This is a genomic window from Methanopyrus sp. KOL6, assembly GCF_002201915.1.
GTDB lineage: Archaea > JAADCQ01 > Methanopyri > Methanopyrales > Methanopyraceae > Methanopyrus.
This window is the reverse complement of sequence record NZ_CP019470.1, coordinates 862,426-877,261: the sequence shown is the minus strand read 5'-3', so window position 1 is coordinate 877,261 and position 14,836 is coordinate 862,426. Positions and strand designations below refer to the sequence as shown.

Genomic DNA, 14,836 nt, shown 5'->3' with positions numbered 1-14,836 from the left:
GAGCACCTTTCTACCGACTGGAATTAATGATCATCCATCAACGACCTCCCGATACGCGCGCAACGCCTCCTGTTTCCTGGGTTTGACGATGGGTCTTTTCGGAACGAACGGACACCGTCCCGGATCGCGTTCAGGAACTCCTATCTTGCGCCCGTATTGAATGATCTCAGGTTTGTTCAGACCGATCAACGGACGTAGTACAGTACCATTCACTTGAGATTCCTCCAGCTCGAGGTTCCACACAGTTTGACTCGCGACTTGACCCAATGAGTCACCGGTGACAATGCAATCACACCCGAGCCGATCGGCCCACTGAGAGGCACGCTCGAGCATCCTCATCTTGCATACAACACATAGGTACCGTTTGAGTCGTCCGGTCAGTCGCTCCTCGGCGGTCTCCAGGAACTCACGGTGCGACTCGTCCACTAAGAGATCAAAGTCCGGACACCAGCGTCGGAGGACTCGCTCGTTCTCACGGGCCGCCTCAAGCTCCGACTCCGTGACCAAAAAGTGTAACCCTTTGCACTCGAGTCCCCTGCGCATAACCATCCACGTGGCTACGGGACTGTCGAAGCCACCAGAAAGTAAGCACAGCGCACTTCCCTGCGTACCCGCGGGAAGACCACCGGGACCAGCTTTCTCGGGCCCGCAGACGTAAGCGACATCGGGATAAACCTCTACCAGCAGTCGGGATCCACGCTTGCTAGTCTTACGGCCGGTAGACTTGACGATCTCCCTCACGGACTCGAACAGCGCATACTCCGAAACGCCGTCATGGTGTGACCGGACGTCCACCCTGATCTCCTCTGGACACTCCCGTAACACACGTCGCGTGGCTTTGAGTATTGTAGCCGGTTTAGGTCTTACCTCGTATCCAGGTAACGCACCTTCGACACCGAACTCCGAAGCGGCGTTCGGATGATGGCCTGGGACTATCAACCTCATCCCGCGTACCCGAACTACCTCACCGAGCCTCCGCTCTAACCGTCGCGCCATTTCGCCCAGCAACATCTTTCGGACGGGCGCGCTCTTAGCCGTCACCTCACCCGAGGGCCTAATCAGTGTGATCGGCTTCATGAAATCCACCCCCTACAAGCTCGGCCGCCCACCGCTCCGGTCATCGCTCCCCTGGGCCTCGGGTGTCCTCATCGCCCCCCGAAGGCCGTTTTACGGGCGGGTCGAGGTCACGTCGGGGGCTCCTGTGCTCACGGTTCTGAAGCTCGGAGGAAGTGTGATCACCGACAAATCGAAACCGAAAACGGCCAGGGAAGACCGTATTCGGAGGCTCATGAAAGTCATCTCCGACTGGAAGGGAGACCTAGTACTCATTCACGGTGGAGGGTCGTTCGGGCACTACGCGGCGTCGAGGGTAACCGACCTACAAAAGGGTGTTTCGGAAGTTCGACGGGCGATGCACGAGCTACTCTCCATCGTTGAGAAGGTGGCGGTGGACTCGGGGGTGCGCGTGTACCCGGTGACCCCCGCAACGGTGCTGTATTCGCTCAACGTGTTGGTGGACCTATTGGAGCGTGGTTGTGTTCCCCTACTCTACGGTGACGTCGTCCCAGACCACGGCGGGGACGGGTTCAGGATCATGTCGGGCGACGAAATCGCCGAGCTAGTGTCTCGGCTGGGTCCGGATCGGGTCGGTTTCGGAATGAGCGTCGACGGGGTTTACCCGAGAACACCGGAGGAGGGGGAGCCCTTAAGGGAGCTCTCTCCGGATGAAGCGCGAGATTTGGCACGACAGCTGGAAGGTTCTGCCGGCGTGGATGTGACGGGGGGCATCGCGGAGAAACTACGAAGGGCCGCACGCATAGCGAAGCGCGGCGTGGAAGTGTACCTGTTCGATGCTCGAGACCCGGAAAACGTCGACAGATTCCTTAGGGGTGGACACGTTGGCACGAGGATCACGCGCTGAAGGAACGAGAGAACGGAAGTGGGAACACGTGCTGGCGTGCGTTTGGGAGGACGTCGAATCGGAGGAAAGCCCGCTGTTCGACTGCGTGAAGATAGTACATCGGGCACTCCCGGAGCTAGATTTCGACGACGTGGACATGGAAATCAAACTCTTCGGGAAGCGGCTCTCTTTCCCAATGATAATCGCCGGGATGACGGGAGGACATCCTAAAACCGGCGAGATCAACCGGAAACTCGCCCGAGTAGCCCGCGAGCTTGAGGTAGGTATAGGAGTTGGAAGCCAGCGAGCCGGCGTGGAGGATCCGGAAGTGCGGTGGACGTTTGAAGTGGTACGGGAGGAGTATCCCGACGGCCTGGTACTGGCCAATATCGGGCTCCCACAGCTGCGCGAGAACGGTCCGGACATTGCACTCGAAGTCGTCGATATGGTGGACGCAGATGCGCTGGCCGTTCACGTGAACGTGCTGCAGGAAGCGGTTCAGTTGGAAGGTGAGGCGGACGCTGCCGGATTCGTGGACGTACTCGCCGAAGTCTGCGAAACGGTGGATGTGCCGGTGATCTTGAAGGAAACCGGAGCCGGCGTGTCAGCCGAAGACGCCAAGTTGGTTCGAAATATCGTGGAGGGTATCGACGTCGGTGGAGCTGGTGGAACTAACTGGGCAATGGTCGAAGCCGTCCGGTCGAAAGCTCACGGTGAGACACCATTAGGATACGCGTTTTCCGATTGGGGAGTTCCCACCGCAGCTTCAGTACTTGAGGTCAGGAGCGTCGTCAGTGACGATCTCGTAGTAATTGGAACCGGAGGCGTGCGCACGGGGATGGATGTCGCGAAGGTTTTGGCTCTAGGCGCGGACTGCGCTGGAATGGCCTTACCAGTGCTCCGTAAAGTGCTGGCTGAGGGCGTCAGAGGCTGCGTCCGCTTCCTAAAGTCGATCGCTCGCGAGGTCAAGATTGCAATGTTGATGGCGGGGTGTTCATCCGTGGAGGAAATGAGCAGTGTCCCCATAGTAGTGTACGGGAAGCTACGTGAATGGTTGGAGTGCCGGGGAATCCCACTCGATCTCGTCTGCACCGGTGATCGCCGAACGGGGTGGAACCGTTGACCGTCGAGGTGTTCGCAGTAGGGGGATACGGCGAGGCCGGTGGACGAAACATGACCGCGGTCCGCGTGGACGAGGAGATAGTGATCTTCGACTGTGGTATGTCCCTGGACAAGTCGCTAGTTTTCGAAAAAGATTTCCAGAAAGCCTCAACTAGGGAACTCCGCAAAGTGAAAGCGATACCGAATGACTCGATCTTACGTCCCCACCGTTCCAAAACGGTTGCCGCGGTCCTATCCCACGCTCACCTAGATCACATTGGGGCGGTACCCAAACTTCTCTTTAAGTACAAGTGTCCGGTATTCGGAACCGAGTTCACAATAGAACTCGTGAAAGCCGACCTCAGGAATGAGATAAGGTACGCTGATGAATCCGAAGACATTATGATTAACTTGTACACAGTCGAGCCGGGAGATGAAGTGCAGATTACCTCGAAACTCCGACTTGAATTTATCCCAATAAGCCATAGCATACCATGTTGTGTTCTACCAGTGCTACATACACCTTACGGAGCAATAGTATACGCGTGTGATTTTAAGTTCGACGATAATCAAATAATAGGGTACAAACCGGATTATAAAAGGCTCAAACAATTGGGCAAAGAAGGTGTGTTACTACTCATTACTGAGAGTTTGAGAGTCGCTGAAGAAATTAAGACACCTTCCGAATCTGTAGCTAGGGAAATGGTGAACGACGTGCTCAGATTTGCCGACGAGGAGAGTGAGGGTATTATCGTCACAACATTCTCGTCACACATAGAACGGATACAGGCGATCGCAGACACTGCGGATAGGTTAGGCAGAAAGGTGATCCTCGCCGGAAGATCCATGGGTAAATACGGAAGGATCGCCGAGGAGCTCGGCCTTTTGAACCTCCCCGCGGGTGCCAGGATTTACGACCGCCCCGAGACTATTCGACGGGGACTCGAACGGGCGAACAAGGAGAAGGAGGACTACCTACTGATCGTCACGGGACATCAAGGAGAGCCGGGCGCCGTGCTACCGCGGATCGTTGACGGCGAGCTTCCGTACCGACTGACCGAAGAAGATAGCGTTGTGTTTTCGTCATCAACGATTCCGTCCCCTATAAATCGAGCTAACCGCTACGTGTTAGATACCAAGCTCAGACTGAAGGGCGTGAAAATGTTCAAGGATGTGCACGTGTCGGGGCACGCGGGTCGTGAAGATCACCGCCTAATGCTCAGGATGCTCCATCCGGAGTTCATCGTCCCGGCACACGGTGACCCGGATATGCTGGCCGCGTACGCCGAACTGGCCACTCAAGAGGGTTATGAGGTGAACCGAGACGTATTCATAATGTTCGACGGCACGAAATTAAGTCTGCCGTTATAAGGGGACGATTCCATGCGGAGTGAGATACTGGAAGAGTTAAACCGCGCACGCGAGCTCGTCGACGCCAAGATTGAGGAGGTACTGCCCAGAGGAGGACCAGAGGACCTCTACGATGCGTGTTGGCATCTAATCGAAGCGGGAGGTAAGCGAATTCGACCCCTCCTCGCCATCAAATCGTGTCTCATGTTAGGTGGATCGGAAAAGGATGTACTCCCTGAAGCAGTCGCGGTCGAGCTGATTCATACGTTCACGCTAATTCACGACGATATCATGGACGAAGACGAGGAACGACGCGGAGTCCCATCGGTACACGTGAAGTGGGGAGTACCGGTAGCTATCCTGGCGGGAGACACCTTGTTCTCCAAAGCCTTCGAAGTAGCGGCGGAAGGTGGAAATGTAGAGGCAGTTAAAGAACTCGCCCGCGCTTGCACTGAGATCTGCGAAGGTCAAGCCATGGACATCGGGTTCGAGAACAGGACCGAAGTCACCGAGGAAGAGTTCCTCGAAATGATCCGGAAGAAGACGGCAGCACTCATCCGGACATCGTGTGTTGTGGGCGGGCTTAAAGCCGGGGCGAATCTCGAGCAATTGGGAGCGCTTCGGGAGTACGGGGAGAACTTAGGGATCGCGTTCCAGATACAGGACGACGTCCTCGACCTGATCGGAGACGAGTCCGAACTCGGTAAACCAGTGGGTAGCGATATCGTCGAGGGGAAGAAGACGCTGATCGTAATCAAGGGCCTGGAGCTCGCCGATGAGGAGCAGCGGGAACGCATACTTTCGGTCCTCGGGAATGAGGATGCTTCACGCGAGGACGTTCGCGAAGTTATTCAGATATTAGAAGAGATCGGCGCGATAGATTACGCTAAAAAGCGGGCCAGAGAGTATGCCGATCGCGCTAAAGCTGCGCTGCACGAGCTCCCCGAGAATGAGCATCGAGAGTTCCTAGAAAAGTTGGCGGATTTCGTTGTAGAGAGGGAGTTCTGAAGTTGGCACTTCCTAGGATATACGTGGAGACCGACGAAGTTCCGGAGAGTAGCAAGATCTTGCTCACGGATCCAGAATTCGAGGTGATCATACGCTCGCGTGAGCTAGCGGAGAAGGTCGCCAAAGAGTTAGACGAGCCGATATTCTACGAACGGGTGGTGTACGAGGAAGCCAGGTCCGTCTTCAACGTATCGGAAGCCGAAGTCACCCGACACGTCGTCGTAGAGCCAGTAGATCGTCGATCACTAGTCTTCTTGAAGCCCGGGGACCGGGTGTACCAGATACCGGTTGAAGGTTACGTAGTTACACCGATAGCCGACGTAGGAGACCGGCTCAGGAAAGGTGATCCACTGGCCGCCGTGACGACTCGCAGTGGAAACGTCCGGTACGTCGAGGCACCTCAGGACTGTCTGGTGGTGTACGTCTGTGAGCAGCCCGCAATCCGAACCCAAAGACGACCGAACTACGAGTACTACATCGCACCTACCGAATGAACGCGCCGTCGAGAGAGCACTACGCTCGGCCTTACGCGAAGTACTCCACGGGTCACTCCCACGTGAAGTAGGAATCAAGGTGAAGGAGATCCGGCCCGGCCGCGGACGTCCTGAACTCGTCTACGCCCGAGCAGAACTCGTAGTCCATAAGGAATCGCTGAAAGCTACCATCATCGGTCGTGAGGGCGGCACCATCCGAGAGATCGGCAAGCGGGCCCGTGAACTCCTAGAAAACCGAGCCGGAAAGCCTTTCTACCTAGATCTAGCCGTCGTAGTCGATCCGAAGAAGTCGCCCACCAACAGATGGTTCAAGGTACGAGACCCTTCGGAAGCCTGGTTGTGCCCTGCCTTCAAACACCCACACCTCGTGTCCGTAAGGGAATCCAGAATACGCGGCAACGCTCGAGTGGCAGCGTTCGTGGAGCTGGAGCATGTCACCGTCCACGGAGGAGTCATGATCTCGAACTTCTCTTCGGTCCGTCGCTCAGTGTTACACAAACGGGTTTCCGTGTCTTCACACTGTGAAATCGAACGCTCGGAACTCGGCCCAGTGACTTTCGTCGGAGATGGAGCAGAGATTCACGGGTGCAAAATCGAGGAACGGTGTTTCGTAGGAATGAACGCATACCTCTCGCGTTGTGAAATAGGGAGATGGTCCGTAATAGGTGCGGGAGCTCACATCAGCGACCTGCGCGTTCCCGAACGTAGTTTGGTCATCGACGACGGTATCGTAGACCGTCTCGACGTTTACACTCTAGTGGTTGGCAAGCGACTTAAACTGGAACTGAACGGTAGCGAAATATGGTCAGGACAAGGTGAGACGTACTACGTTTGTTACCTACATGAAGACAATAGAATCACAGTCCGTCCTATACCTACTGGGAGGGTCCTGTGCGAAGTTCGGAAAACCAACGACAGATGGGAAGTGAGAGGAAAAGGGTTTGTCCGTACGGTTCGAGGGTCGTCGCTACACTGGTACGTGGGACATGAGATGGGACTACTAGGTTAGACCTAAACCTTCAGAGATTCTCGTAGTTCCTTCACGATCTCCGCAATGTCCATCTTTGTGACCCTGTTCAACACGAACTTAGCGTCTTTCTCCGACTTCGATAGATGAAACGGTCCGAGGCGCTCCACGTTGGAAATCGTCTTGCGGAACACCCTGTTAGCGACTGGATCGTCGAACGGTTCGGTGTTTATGTAGAGCTTCGGACTCCGACTCTTGATGGACAACGAGCCGTAGTAGACGCATGAGTTCACCCCTTGCTCCACTGGCCCCTCTCGGACGACTACTGTCTTGACGAAGCTGTCGTCACCCAGCTTGACCCTCTCATCCGCTAGAACGTAATCCGCCTCTATGGAACCGGTCGATTCGAAATCGTTGCACAGCACCGCCGCAACGCTGAGGCCTTGACTGGCCTTGACCGACCTCGGCGTGATCAGAACCTCCTTGACCTCAACGTTGTTAGCGAGCGAGATATCGTCTCCACTGATCATACTCCCTTCTATTATCACGTCCGCACCCGTCTTCAGTGAATTAATAGAAATTACATTACCTTTCACAGTAGAGCCTTCTCCGATTTCCAACTTGTTTTCACAAATTACATTCCCATAAATCTTCACATTATTCCCGATTGAAATGTTTTTAGCCACAATCGTCCCATAAATTCGCGAGTCATCTTTGACACTAATTTCTTCCTTAACTACTATAGGCTCATCCTCTTGAAGTGCCTTAACCATTGAATTCTTTCCTATTACAATACTACCCTTCACCTTTGCTATTGCCATTTCGGTCTCGGATGGAACGAGAAGTCGCTTCCCTTCCTCGTACCTCTTAATTTCATCTTTCAACTTATTTTGTACCTTCCTAAGCTTCCTTATCTCCTCGTCTCTTCTCTTAATTTCCTCCCTGAGCTTTCCAATATGCTGGCGAGCCTTTTCCAACTTCTTCTCCCTATCTTTGAGCTTTTTCTGGAGATTGCTCAAATTGGACTTCAGTTCATCTATTTTCTTCTTAAGTTTCTCGTTCTCACTCCTTAGGGCTTCAATTTCATTGGCGAAGTCGTCTCTCTCGCTTTTAACCTCCTCAAGTTTACTCTGAAGTTTAGTTAGTTGGTCCCGGAACTTCTCCACTTCTTTCGTTTCTTCCTTTAACCTATCTCTCTCCTCCTTAACTTCATTGTACTTCTCTTTAAGTTTCTTTAGATTCTCTGCGAGACGACGATTTTGGTCCGAGAGATCCTCTAGCTTCGACTTAAGCTCCTTGTATTTCCTAGCAATCTTCTCGTACCGTTCACGATACTCTTCCGTTTTTTCTTTGAGTTCTTCCGATTCTCTTTTGGCTTTTTCTAACTTTTCTTTCAGTTGCTTCGAAATTTTGATGTACTTATCAAGTTCCTTCTCTTGCTTCTCAAGTTCCTCCTTAAGTCTTTTAATTTCAGACCTTAATCTGTCCCTTTCTCCCATCGCACTCTTGGCTTTGTTACGCCATTCGTCTAATTCCTCTCTAAGCTTTTCATTCTCGGCTTTCAGCCGCTCTAATTCAGCTTCCAAATTCGAGGGAGCAGCACGCTCTTCCGATGGCTTGGGTGCTTCAGCCGGTGAGCTCTCTTCTTTCTCCTTTTCCTCCTCTTCTTCACTAGGTTTCGGGGGTTTAAGCTTTAATTTGGGGACAGTCTCAGCACCTTTCGACTCGACGGGCTTCCCCTCCGGCTTGGGGAGCTTGAGCTTCGGAGCTCCCTCACCTTCCTCCGGGGGTTTAAGCTTAAGGTCTATCTCGGACGGTTCACGCTTGCCACCTTTTCTCTTCTTAAAAATCAATCATCTGCCTCCCCAAGCTGCTATCAGCCGAACATATCCTCGGGTGGAGGTGTTGTCGGCTGCCCGGGAATTACGGGTGGAACCATAGTCTCGGGTTCCTTCTCGATTTCCGCCTTCACGCGGTTCACGAGCTTCTCATCCTTAATAATCTTCACTATTTTGGGTTGTGGTCTGGACTCATTCGGAGAAGGTATCAAGGGTAAGTCGACGATGACATGGTCGTCTTCCTCTATCTCTCCAGCTATCCTGGGATCGACTTCCGCGATGATCGTAGGACCACGATGCAAGCTTACTGTGGCCAACACTTTTATATCTGCTGAGATCACTCCGCCGTCGTCCGGCTTTATAATTGTCTCGACTTTTCCGAGCTCGTATGGCAAGGACATCACACCTCCTTACCTTTCTCGCCGTGAAATACGTAAAAGACTGATCACGCCGATCGCGTTCACCATCCAATACGAGATCAGCCTGTCTAGTAGTGCAGCCGCAGCGCTGGTTCCCGGGTCGATCCCCCAAAGCCTGTAAACCGAAGCAGTTGATATTTCCACCAGCCCAAGTCCACCGGGAAGTAACGGTAGGATACCAGCGAACATCGAGACCGTGAACGATACCACGATAACTGGTAGAGGCACCTCGCGTCCCAACGATAAAAACACGACGTATGTCCTGAGGATCTCACAACCCCACACTGCAGCCGATACCAGAGTACCTTGAATCAGCGTGCGACGATCCTGGAGGAGTTCTCGAAGCTGCTTCACGAACCTTTCCACCCACTCATCAAGCTCCTCCCACCGGCGACGTGCACGTACGCGACGAGATACACGGGACAGGAGCCGGAGAACCCCTCGAGCGACCCTATGCACGTATCGCTCACTCGCTAAGAGCCGAAGCGACAGTATCAAGGCGGCTGTAAGGAAAGACACACCACCGAGTAGGATGACGAAAATTCCGTCTCTTCCTCCGCTTCCCGCGATTAGGAAGGCACTCAGCAGTAGTAGTAAAGTCAGGGGAAAGTAATCTAGAACTCTATCGATGACGACAGAGGAGGCGATATCACGCGCCCGATACCTGGCCATACGAGCCAGCAGGTACACACGGAGTGGCTCGCCGCCGCTCCTGGCGCTCGGGGTGATGTTGTTCACGAGCATCGAGACATTATTGACCGTGAAGACTAGGCGGAACGGTGCCTTTACCCCGACTCTTACTAACATTAGGTGCCATCGCAGCGCCCACAGCAGTAGGTCAACTATCTGGATACAGGCGGCGAGCGCGAACAGCCGCGGCTCCGTTCTCGCGATTACAGTGAGGATCTTACGAGGATCGAACGATAAGATCATGATGAGGACAACGGCTACACCCGCCGCCATCGCCGGTATTACCCGTCGCTTCATGACACCGTCGGACACGACGTCGACTCCCTCCTTCCTTAATGAGTACTGCGTAGAAGAATCCAGGAACATCCGCACGATGGGGTAGGAAGACAGCGCCATGACCTGAGCGTCTGGCTGGTCGAAGCACCGGCGTCTCGGGCTCAAGGTTTAGCTCCCGTATCGCGCGTTCGACCACGAGTTCGTTTTCGGTGGTCGTGAGAGTGCACGTGGAGTACAGGAGTTTTCCACCTTCCTTAAGGACCTCGTATCCGGCTCTGAGTAGCGAATACTGGTAAGACGGTAGCCCGAGTGCCTCCTCGTAGGTCGCCTCGACCCAGAGTTTCGGCCTGACACCCAAAGCGGTGCAAGGCGGGTCGACGAGGACAACGTCTGCCGTTCCCCGCAGCCTCCTGACGATCTTCCTGGCGTCCCCGTGTACGGTCTCGACCCAGTCGATACCCAGGCGACGGAGTTGAGCTTTCATCCGTTCAAGTCGTGGTGCGGAGCGGTCGATAGCTATTATCTTGGACCCCGGGCCAGTAATCTGAGCCACGTGAGAACACTTCCCACCCGGAGCCGCACAGAGGTCGACCACGGTTTCGCCAGGCTCCGGAGACAGGGCCTCTACGGCCAAGATGGAGGGCAGACCTTGGGAATACACCCAACCACGTCGGTATGCTTCGGTCTTCCGGATTTTTGGGGCACTGAAGGTGGAGCGATCGACGCGAACGGCAGTACCTCGGTCCCGTTTTTCCATCTCACGTCCCTGGAGTACTGCCTCACCGGATGCGACCGGATGCCCGCGTTCCGAGATCACAGTCACGCGGTCACCTCTACGGATGTCGGGATCCGCTTGCACCACCCCAGGAGCGTAGAGATCCGCCCCCATGTAGACGCTCTCAGCCGCGAATTTGTCAGCGATCACGACGTGGTGGTTCCTCTCTACGGGGTACGGTCCTTTCACCTCGACCTCGACTGCGTACTCGGAGTAAGGGGACTTTCTAACCTCTCGATCGGGAAGATCAGAGGCTAGGGATTCAACGACATCCTCCGGATCCGCTTTCAGAGTGTTAACCCGGAGCGTGTAGCACCGAACCGGTGTTCGGAGGGCGGCTAGCAGCGAGGGGTAGTCGGCTACGCGCTCACGGAGTACGTGCGCGAGTCGCGGGTCATCGAGTTCCGCCTTTCGGAGGATAGAAGTATCCCCTCAGCTCGGGTGGATCTCGTCACGTCTCAGGTGAAGGCCGTGATCTTCATCGGGCATGTCGGGTCAGAACTCGACGAACTCTACCTTCTTTTCATCGGGGTCGAGCAGCGCGGCCGTTCGACGCCCGGTGACGTACCCACACACCTCCCCGGGATTGACCACGAGCGTGTCTCCGATCACGCGCTTATCCGGTTCGTGAGTGTGGCCGTAAACTACCAGGTCGTACTCACCACAGTGGGCGAGGGCCTCGACTACGGCCTCTTCGGTGCCGTGGACCATGGCCACTCGGAAACCCAAGATCTCACCCGTGAAGACCTCGCCGACCAGCTCGAACCCCACTTCCTCCGCCTTTTCGCGTAAATAGTCACGCTCGCCGTCGTTGTTTCCAAAAACCCCTATAAACTCGTCACACTCAACCTTCGCGAGCACAGGGAGGGTGAAGGGAGCCACGTAGTCACCCGCATGGAGAACTACCTCAACGTTCGCCTCGTTCAGCTCTTTAGCAAGCCGTTCGATGGCCTTCAGGTTGTCGTGGGTGTCCGACAAGATCCCGATCATCGTGAATCCCCCTTAGAGGGGGTGAGGAAGGTTACCCGAAGTTTTGGAACGTGTCACCAGGGTGAACCCTCGCCGCGTGCTGCGGCAGGCCGTTCACGTCTCGCTTAAGCCGGTATATAAGATGTACGAGAGAATACTTGAGGAGAAAGTGAAGGAAGGAAGAATTCCCGAGCATGTAGGCATCATTATGGACGGAAACAGAAGGTTCGCCCGAGAGCTTGGGTTGGAACCGTGGGAAGGTCATCGGTACGGAGCCGACAAGCTCGAGGACGTGTTGGAGTGGTGCCTCGACTTAGGTGTTAAGGCTGTTACCGTTTATGCGCTGTCTACCGAGAACCTGAACCGACCGAAGGAAGAGCTCAAGCGGCTCTTCGACCTCATGGAAGAGCGGTTTAAGGCACTCGCGGAGAGCGAGCGGATCCATCGACGAAAGGTCGCCGTCCGTGCCGTCGGGAGGCTCCATCTTCTCCCTACCCGTGTCCGCAGAGCGATCAAAAAGGCAGAACGCGCCACTAAGGAGTACAAGGACAAGTTCCTGAACGTCGCCGTAGCCTACGGTGGTAGGCAGGAGATCGTCGACGCGGTCCGCGAGATAGCGCACGACGTGAAAGTCGGCCGGCTCGAACCCGATGAGATCGATGAAGGAACGTTCAGAAAGTACGTATACGTGGGAGATCTTCCGGATCCGGAGCTGATCATAAGAACCAGTGGTGAGGAAAGGCTTAGCAACTTCCTGCTCTGGTACTCCGCGTACTCCGAGCTGTACTTTGTGGACGTCTATTGGCCTGAGTTTCGGAAGATTGACCTGCTGCGCGCGATCCGTGAATTCCAGAAGCGTGAAAGAAGATTCGGACGGTAGGGGGGAAAGGAATGGAAGAATTGATGGGTGTAGAGCCGCAGACCGAAGGACAGGAGCGACTAGTCGAAGCGCTGCTAAACGAGGAGAATGAGATAGTAGCCGTGTTCGGCCCCACGGGCACCGGTAAGACCCTGTTCTGTGCGGCGTATGGCGTGCAGGCCGTGATGGAGGGTGAATACGACCGGTTCATAGTGACCCGTCCACTCGTCGACGTGGCCACCAAGCAAGAGATGAGCTCCGCGGACTTGCCCGAGAAGTTCGAAGAGATGGTAGTTACCCCGGTCATGGACGTGCTTTCGCGGTTCACCGGGCGGGACGAGCTCCAGCAGTTAGTGGACGAGGGCAAGATCATGATTGTGGATACGCACTTCGTCCGTGGACGCACGTTCGACGACGCCGTGATACTACTGGATGAAGTCCAGAACATGATGCCAGAGAACGCGGGTGAGGTGTTGGCGAGAATGGGTCACAACTCACGGCTCCTGATTACAGGTGATCCGGTGCTCCAGAAGGACATCGACATCGACCGGTGCGGAGCCACCGTGATGCGTGAGGTCTTGGCCGAGGAACCCAAGGCTGAAGTCGTGGACCTGGGGACGAGGGATATCGTGCGTCCCGGTGCTGAGCGGGGTGTGCACCTACAGCTGGAGATCAGAGTCCGTAACAGGGAGATGAACGACGTGGAACGGGAGATCATGGACGTGGTCCAAGTCGAGGCACCGGACGCCGACGTGCTGACTGTACTCTACGTGGAACCGATCGCGGAGGACCTCGAGATCAAGACCGAGAACGTTCCGCAGGCGGTGATCGTCACCAAGGAAGGCCACGTAGGTCGCGTCGTAGGGACGGGAGGTGAGCGTATCGATAGAATAGAGGCGGAGACGAACATGAGGATCGTCGTGACGCACCTTACCCTAGACTTCGTCGACTTCATAGCGGATATCCACCCGGTACCGTGGATAGGAGAGCGTATCGTAGACGTGGACATAGCAGGACCGAACCTGAAGGTGTGGATCGACCAGAAGGACTTCGGACCGTTCATGGGACAGCGGGGCAGGTACGCGCGGTACGTCGAGGAGGTTCTACAGGAACTACTTGGGATGGGACTGGAGGTCGAGCGGGCTTGAGCGAGCTGATGGTCGACGTGCACCTCCTTTCTCACAAACCAGTTCCTGAGCGAAAGCTCGAGGAAGAGGTATCCGAAGCTCTGAGACGTGCCGGGTTCGACGTATTGTCGGTGCGAGCAACCCGAGGATCCGACATCATCGGGACCTTCCGAGCCGTGGAGTACGTGATCCTAGTGGACGTCCGAGGTGAAGGTGACCCGGAAGTTCCAGTTAAGAGAGCCCTTCGGGACTACGGTCGCGTCGAAGTACATGTCGGAAGCAGGTCAGGATCGGGTGAGTGCGATGAAGAGGCGCTGGAAGCTCTATTCGAGGGTAATAAGGGAGCTGATAGCGGAGGGTAAGAACGATCGAATAGCGGCGGCACTCGCTCTGGAAGGATACAGGAGACCACCCGGTGGAGATCGCGTCCACGACGATATTGTTACGCTAATCAAAACGGAAAGAGGGTTGGAAGGAGCGTCACTTTACCCTGAGAAATGCCTCCGACTCCGGGAGATACTTGGGCTAAGTCTGAAGGAAGTGTGGCGTAGGTTTCAGGAGCCTCAGGTCCGAGGTGCAGCCCTCGATGCGGTGGCGAGCGCGGAGAACGTAGAGCCTGAGGAGGAGATCAACCTGCCCAAGGACTACGACAGAGCTGTCACCCTCCGAGCGAAGATCATCGCCGACACCGCCGAAAAGCTCGGTGACGAGGTGATTCTGGTGGGATATTCCACCCATATAGCGCGAGAACTACTGGATCGCGGAATACTCATTCAAATCGTTGACGAGGACCCACGTCTCAGGGTCGAGAGGAATATAAAGTTCTGTGAATCCGTACTGCTCTCTACGGGAATGGTGCTATCCAACGGTTCGCTGCGCAGGTTCCTAGCTTCTCATAAAGGACCTGTAATGCTTTACTCTCAGTCGTGTCCCCACCTTGCAGCCGTGCTGACGCGACAGGGGGTAGTAGATGCGGCCGTAGTGGAAGAGTTCCCCTACCACTTCTCTCCCGGTGGAGAGTGCAAATTGAGAGTCTATGAACCCGAGAACTCAACACGTTAAC

General features: G+C 55.2%; 16 protein-coding genes. 10 read left to right on the top strand and 6 right to left on the bottom strand.

The annotated features are described in order from the left end of the window. Positions 1–30: 30 nt before the first annotated feature. On the bottom strand, positions 31–1,077 hold the full coding sequence (locus BW919_RS04880; RefSeq protein WP_088335917.1) for a tRNA sulfurtransferase: 1,047 nt from the start codon (positions 1,075–1,077) through the stop codon (positions 31–33). A gap of 124 nt (positions 1,078–1,201) precedes the next feature. Between BW919_RS04880 and BW919_RS04875 the strand changes: the two genes are divergently transcribed. The 6 genes from BW919_RS04875 to BW919_RS04850 are packed head-to-tail and all read left to right on the top strand — an operon-like array spanning position 1,202 to position 6,862. Beyond that, the gene (locus tag BW919_RS04875) at positions 1,202–1,921 is read left to right on the top strand and encodes an isopentenyl phosphate kinase (RefSeq protein WP_157666064.1); all 720 of its coding nucleotides are present in this window, start codon (positions 1,202–1,204) and stop codon (positions 1,919–1,921) included. Continuing rightward, a complete protein-coding gene (gene fni, locus BW919_RS04870) occupies positions 1,899–3,023 on the top strand; it encodes a type 2 isopentenyl-diphosphate Delta-isomerase (protein WP_198324568.1) in 1,125 nt (374 codons plus the stop codon). Before BW919_RS04875 ends, fni begins: the two co-directional genes overlap by 23 nt. After that, entirely contained in the window at positions 3,011–4,372 is a 1,362-nt protein-coding gene (locus BW919_RS04865; protein WP_088335914.1) for an RNase J family beta-CASP ribonuclease, read from the top strand. The genes fni and BW919_RS04865 overlap by 13 nt, the downstream gene beginning before the upstream one ends. A 12-nt stretch (positions 4,373–4,384) precedes the next feature. Further along, positions 4,385–5,359 (top strand): polyprenyl synthetase family protein, encoded by a 975-nt coding sequence (locus BW919_RS04860; protein WP_088335913.1) that lies wholly within the window; start codon positions 4,385–4,387, stop codon positions 5,357–5,359. 2 nt (positions 5,360–5,361) lie between these two features. Then, positions 5,362–5,853: a DUF2118 domain-containing protein gene (locus BW919_RS04855; protein ID WP_157666062.1), complete on the top strand. Its 492-nt coding sequence runs from the start codon at positions 5,362–5,364 to the stop codon at positions 5,851–5,853. Next, positions 5,786–6,862 carry a KH domain-containing protein gene (locus tag BW919_RS04850; RefSeq protein WP_198324567.1) on the top strand — a complete coding sequence of 359 codons (1,077 nt, stop codon included), beginning with the start codon at positions 5,786–5,788 and terminating at the stop codon, positions 6,860–6,862. The genes BW919_RS04855 and BW919_RS04850 overlap by 68 nt, the downstream gene beginning before the upstream one ends. 2 nt (positions 6,863–6,864) lie before the next feature. On the opposite strand, the gene BW919_RS04845 is transcribed toward BW919_RS04850, so the two are convergent. From BW919_RS04845 to BW919_RS04825, 5 genes are all read right to left on the bottom strand, one after another. Beyond that, positions 6,865–8,673 carry a hypothetical protein gene (locus tag BW919_RS04845; protein WP_088335910.1) on the bottom strand — a complete coding sequence of 603 codons (1,809 nt, stop codon included), beginning with the start codon at positions 8,671–8,673 and terminating at the stop codon, positions 6,865–6,867. Positions 8,674–8,696: 23 nt separating this feature from the next. Then, a complete protein-coding gene (locus tag BW919_RS04840; protein ID WP_088335909.1) occupies positions 8,697–9,053 on the bottom strand; it encodes a hypothetical protein in 357 nt (118 codons plus the stop codon). A gap of 15 nt (positions 9,054–9,068) precedes the next feature. Next, positions 9,069–10,040 (bottom strand): flippase-like domain-containing protein, encoded by a 972-nt coding sequence (locus BW919_RS04835; protein ID WP_157666058.1) that lies wholly within the window; start codon positions 10,038–10,040, stop codon positions 9,069–9,071. After that, positions 9,985–11,007, bottom strand: a complete 1,023-nt coding sequence (locus tag BW919_RS04830) for an RsmB/NOP family class I SAM-dependent RNA methyltransferase (RefSeq protein ID WP_088335907.1) — start codon at positions 11,005–11,007, stop codon at positions 9,985–9,987. The genes BW919_RS04835 and BW919_RS04830 overlap by 56 nt, the downstream gene beginning before the upstream one ends. A 306-nt stretch (positions 11,008–11,313) precedes the next feature. Beyond that, positions 11,314–11,808 (bottom strand): metallophosphoesterase, encoded by a 495-nt coding sequence (locus BW919_RS04825; RefSeq protein WP_088335906.1) that lies wholly within the window; start codon positions 11,806–11,808, stop codon positions 11,314–11,316. A gap of 121 nt (positions 11,809–11,929) precedes the next feature. Here BW919_RS04825 and uppS point away from each other — a divergent pair, with 121 nt between their 5' ends. From uppS to BW919_RS04805, 4 genes are read left to right on the top strand one after another with little or no spacing between them, the layout of a single operon-like run. Continuing rightward, positions 11,930–12,667: a polyprenyl diphosphate synthase gene (gene uppS / locus BW919_RS04820; protein WP_088336500.1), complete on the top strand. Its 738-nt coding sequence runs from the start codon at positions 11,930–11,932 to the stop codon at positions 12,665–12,667. An 11-nt stretch (positions 12,668–12,678) separates the two neighbouring features. Next, complete coding sequence (locus tag BW919_RS04815) at positions 12,679–13,794, top strand: PhoH family protein (protein WP_088335905.1); 1,116 nt, start codon at positions 12,679–12,681, stop codon at positions 13,792–13,794. Further along, on the top strand, positions 13,791–14,135 hold the full coding sequence (locus BW919_RS04810) for a hypothetical protein (protein WP_088335904.1): 345 nt from the start codon (positions 13,791–13,793) through the stop codon (positions 14,133–14,135). Before BW919_RS04815 ends, BW919_RS04810 begins: the two co-directional genes overlap by 4 nt. Beyond that, complete coding sequence (locus BW919_RS04805) at positions 14,077–14,835, top strand: hypothetical protein (RefSeq protein ID WP_088335903.1); 759 nt, start codon at positions 14,077–14,079, stop codon at positions 14,833–14,835. The genes BW919_RS04810 and BW919_RS04805 overlap by 59 nt, the downstream gene beginning before the upstream one ends. Position 14,836: the final 1 nt, after the last annotated feature.

Coding starts and splice junctions, on each gene's coding strand:
- BW919_RS04880 (WP_088335917.1), bottom strand. CDS start 1,077: ATGAAGCCGATCACACTGATTAGGCCCTCGGGTGAGGTGACGGCTAAG.
- BW919_RS04860 (WP_088335913.1), top strand. CDS start 4,385: ATGCGGAGTGAGATACTGGAAGAGTTAAACCGCGCACGCGAGCTCGTC.
- BW919_RS04835 (WP_157666058.1), bottom strand. CDS start 10,040: ATGGCGGCGGGTGTAGCCGTTGTCCTCATCATGATCTTATCGTTCGAT.
- BW919_RS04825 (WP_088335906.1), bottom strand. CDS start 11,808: ATGATCGGGATCTTGTCGGACACCCACGACAACCTGAAGGCCATCGAA.
- uppS (WP_088336500.1), top strand. CDS start 11,930: ATGTACGAGAGAATACTTGAGGAGAAAGTGAAGGAAGGAAGAATTCCC.
- BW919_RS04815 (WP_088335905.1), top strand. CDS start 12,679: ATGGAAGAATTGATGGGTGTAGAGCCGCAGACCGAAGGACAGGAGCGA.
- BW919_RS04805 (WP_088335903.1), top strand. CDS start 14,077: ATGAAGAGGCGCTGGAAGCTCTATTCGAGGGTAATAAGGGAGCTGATA.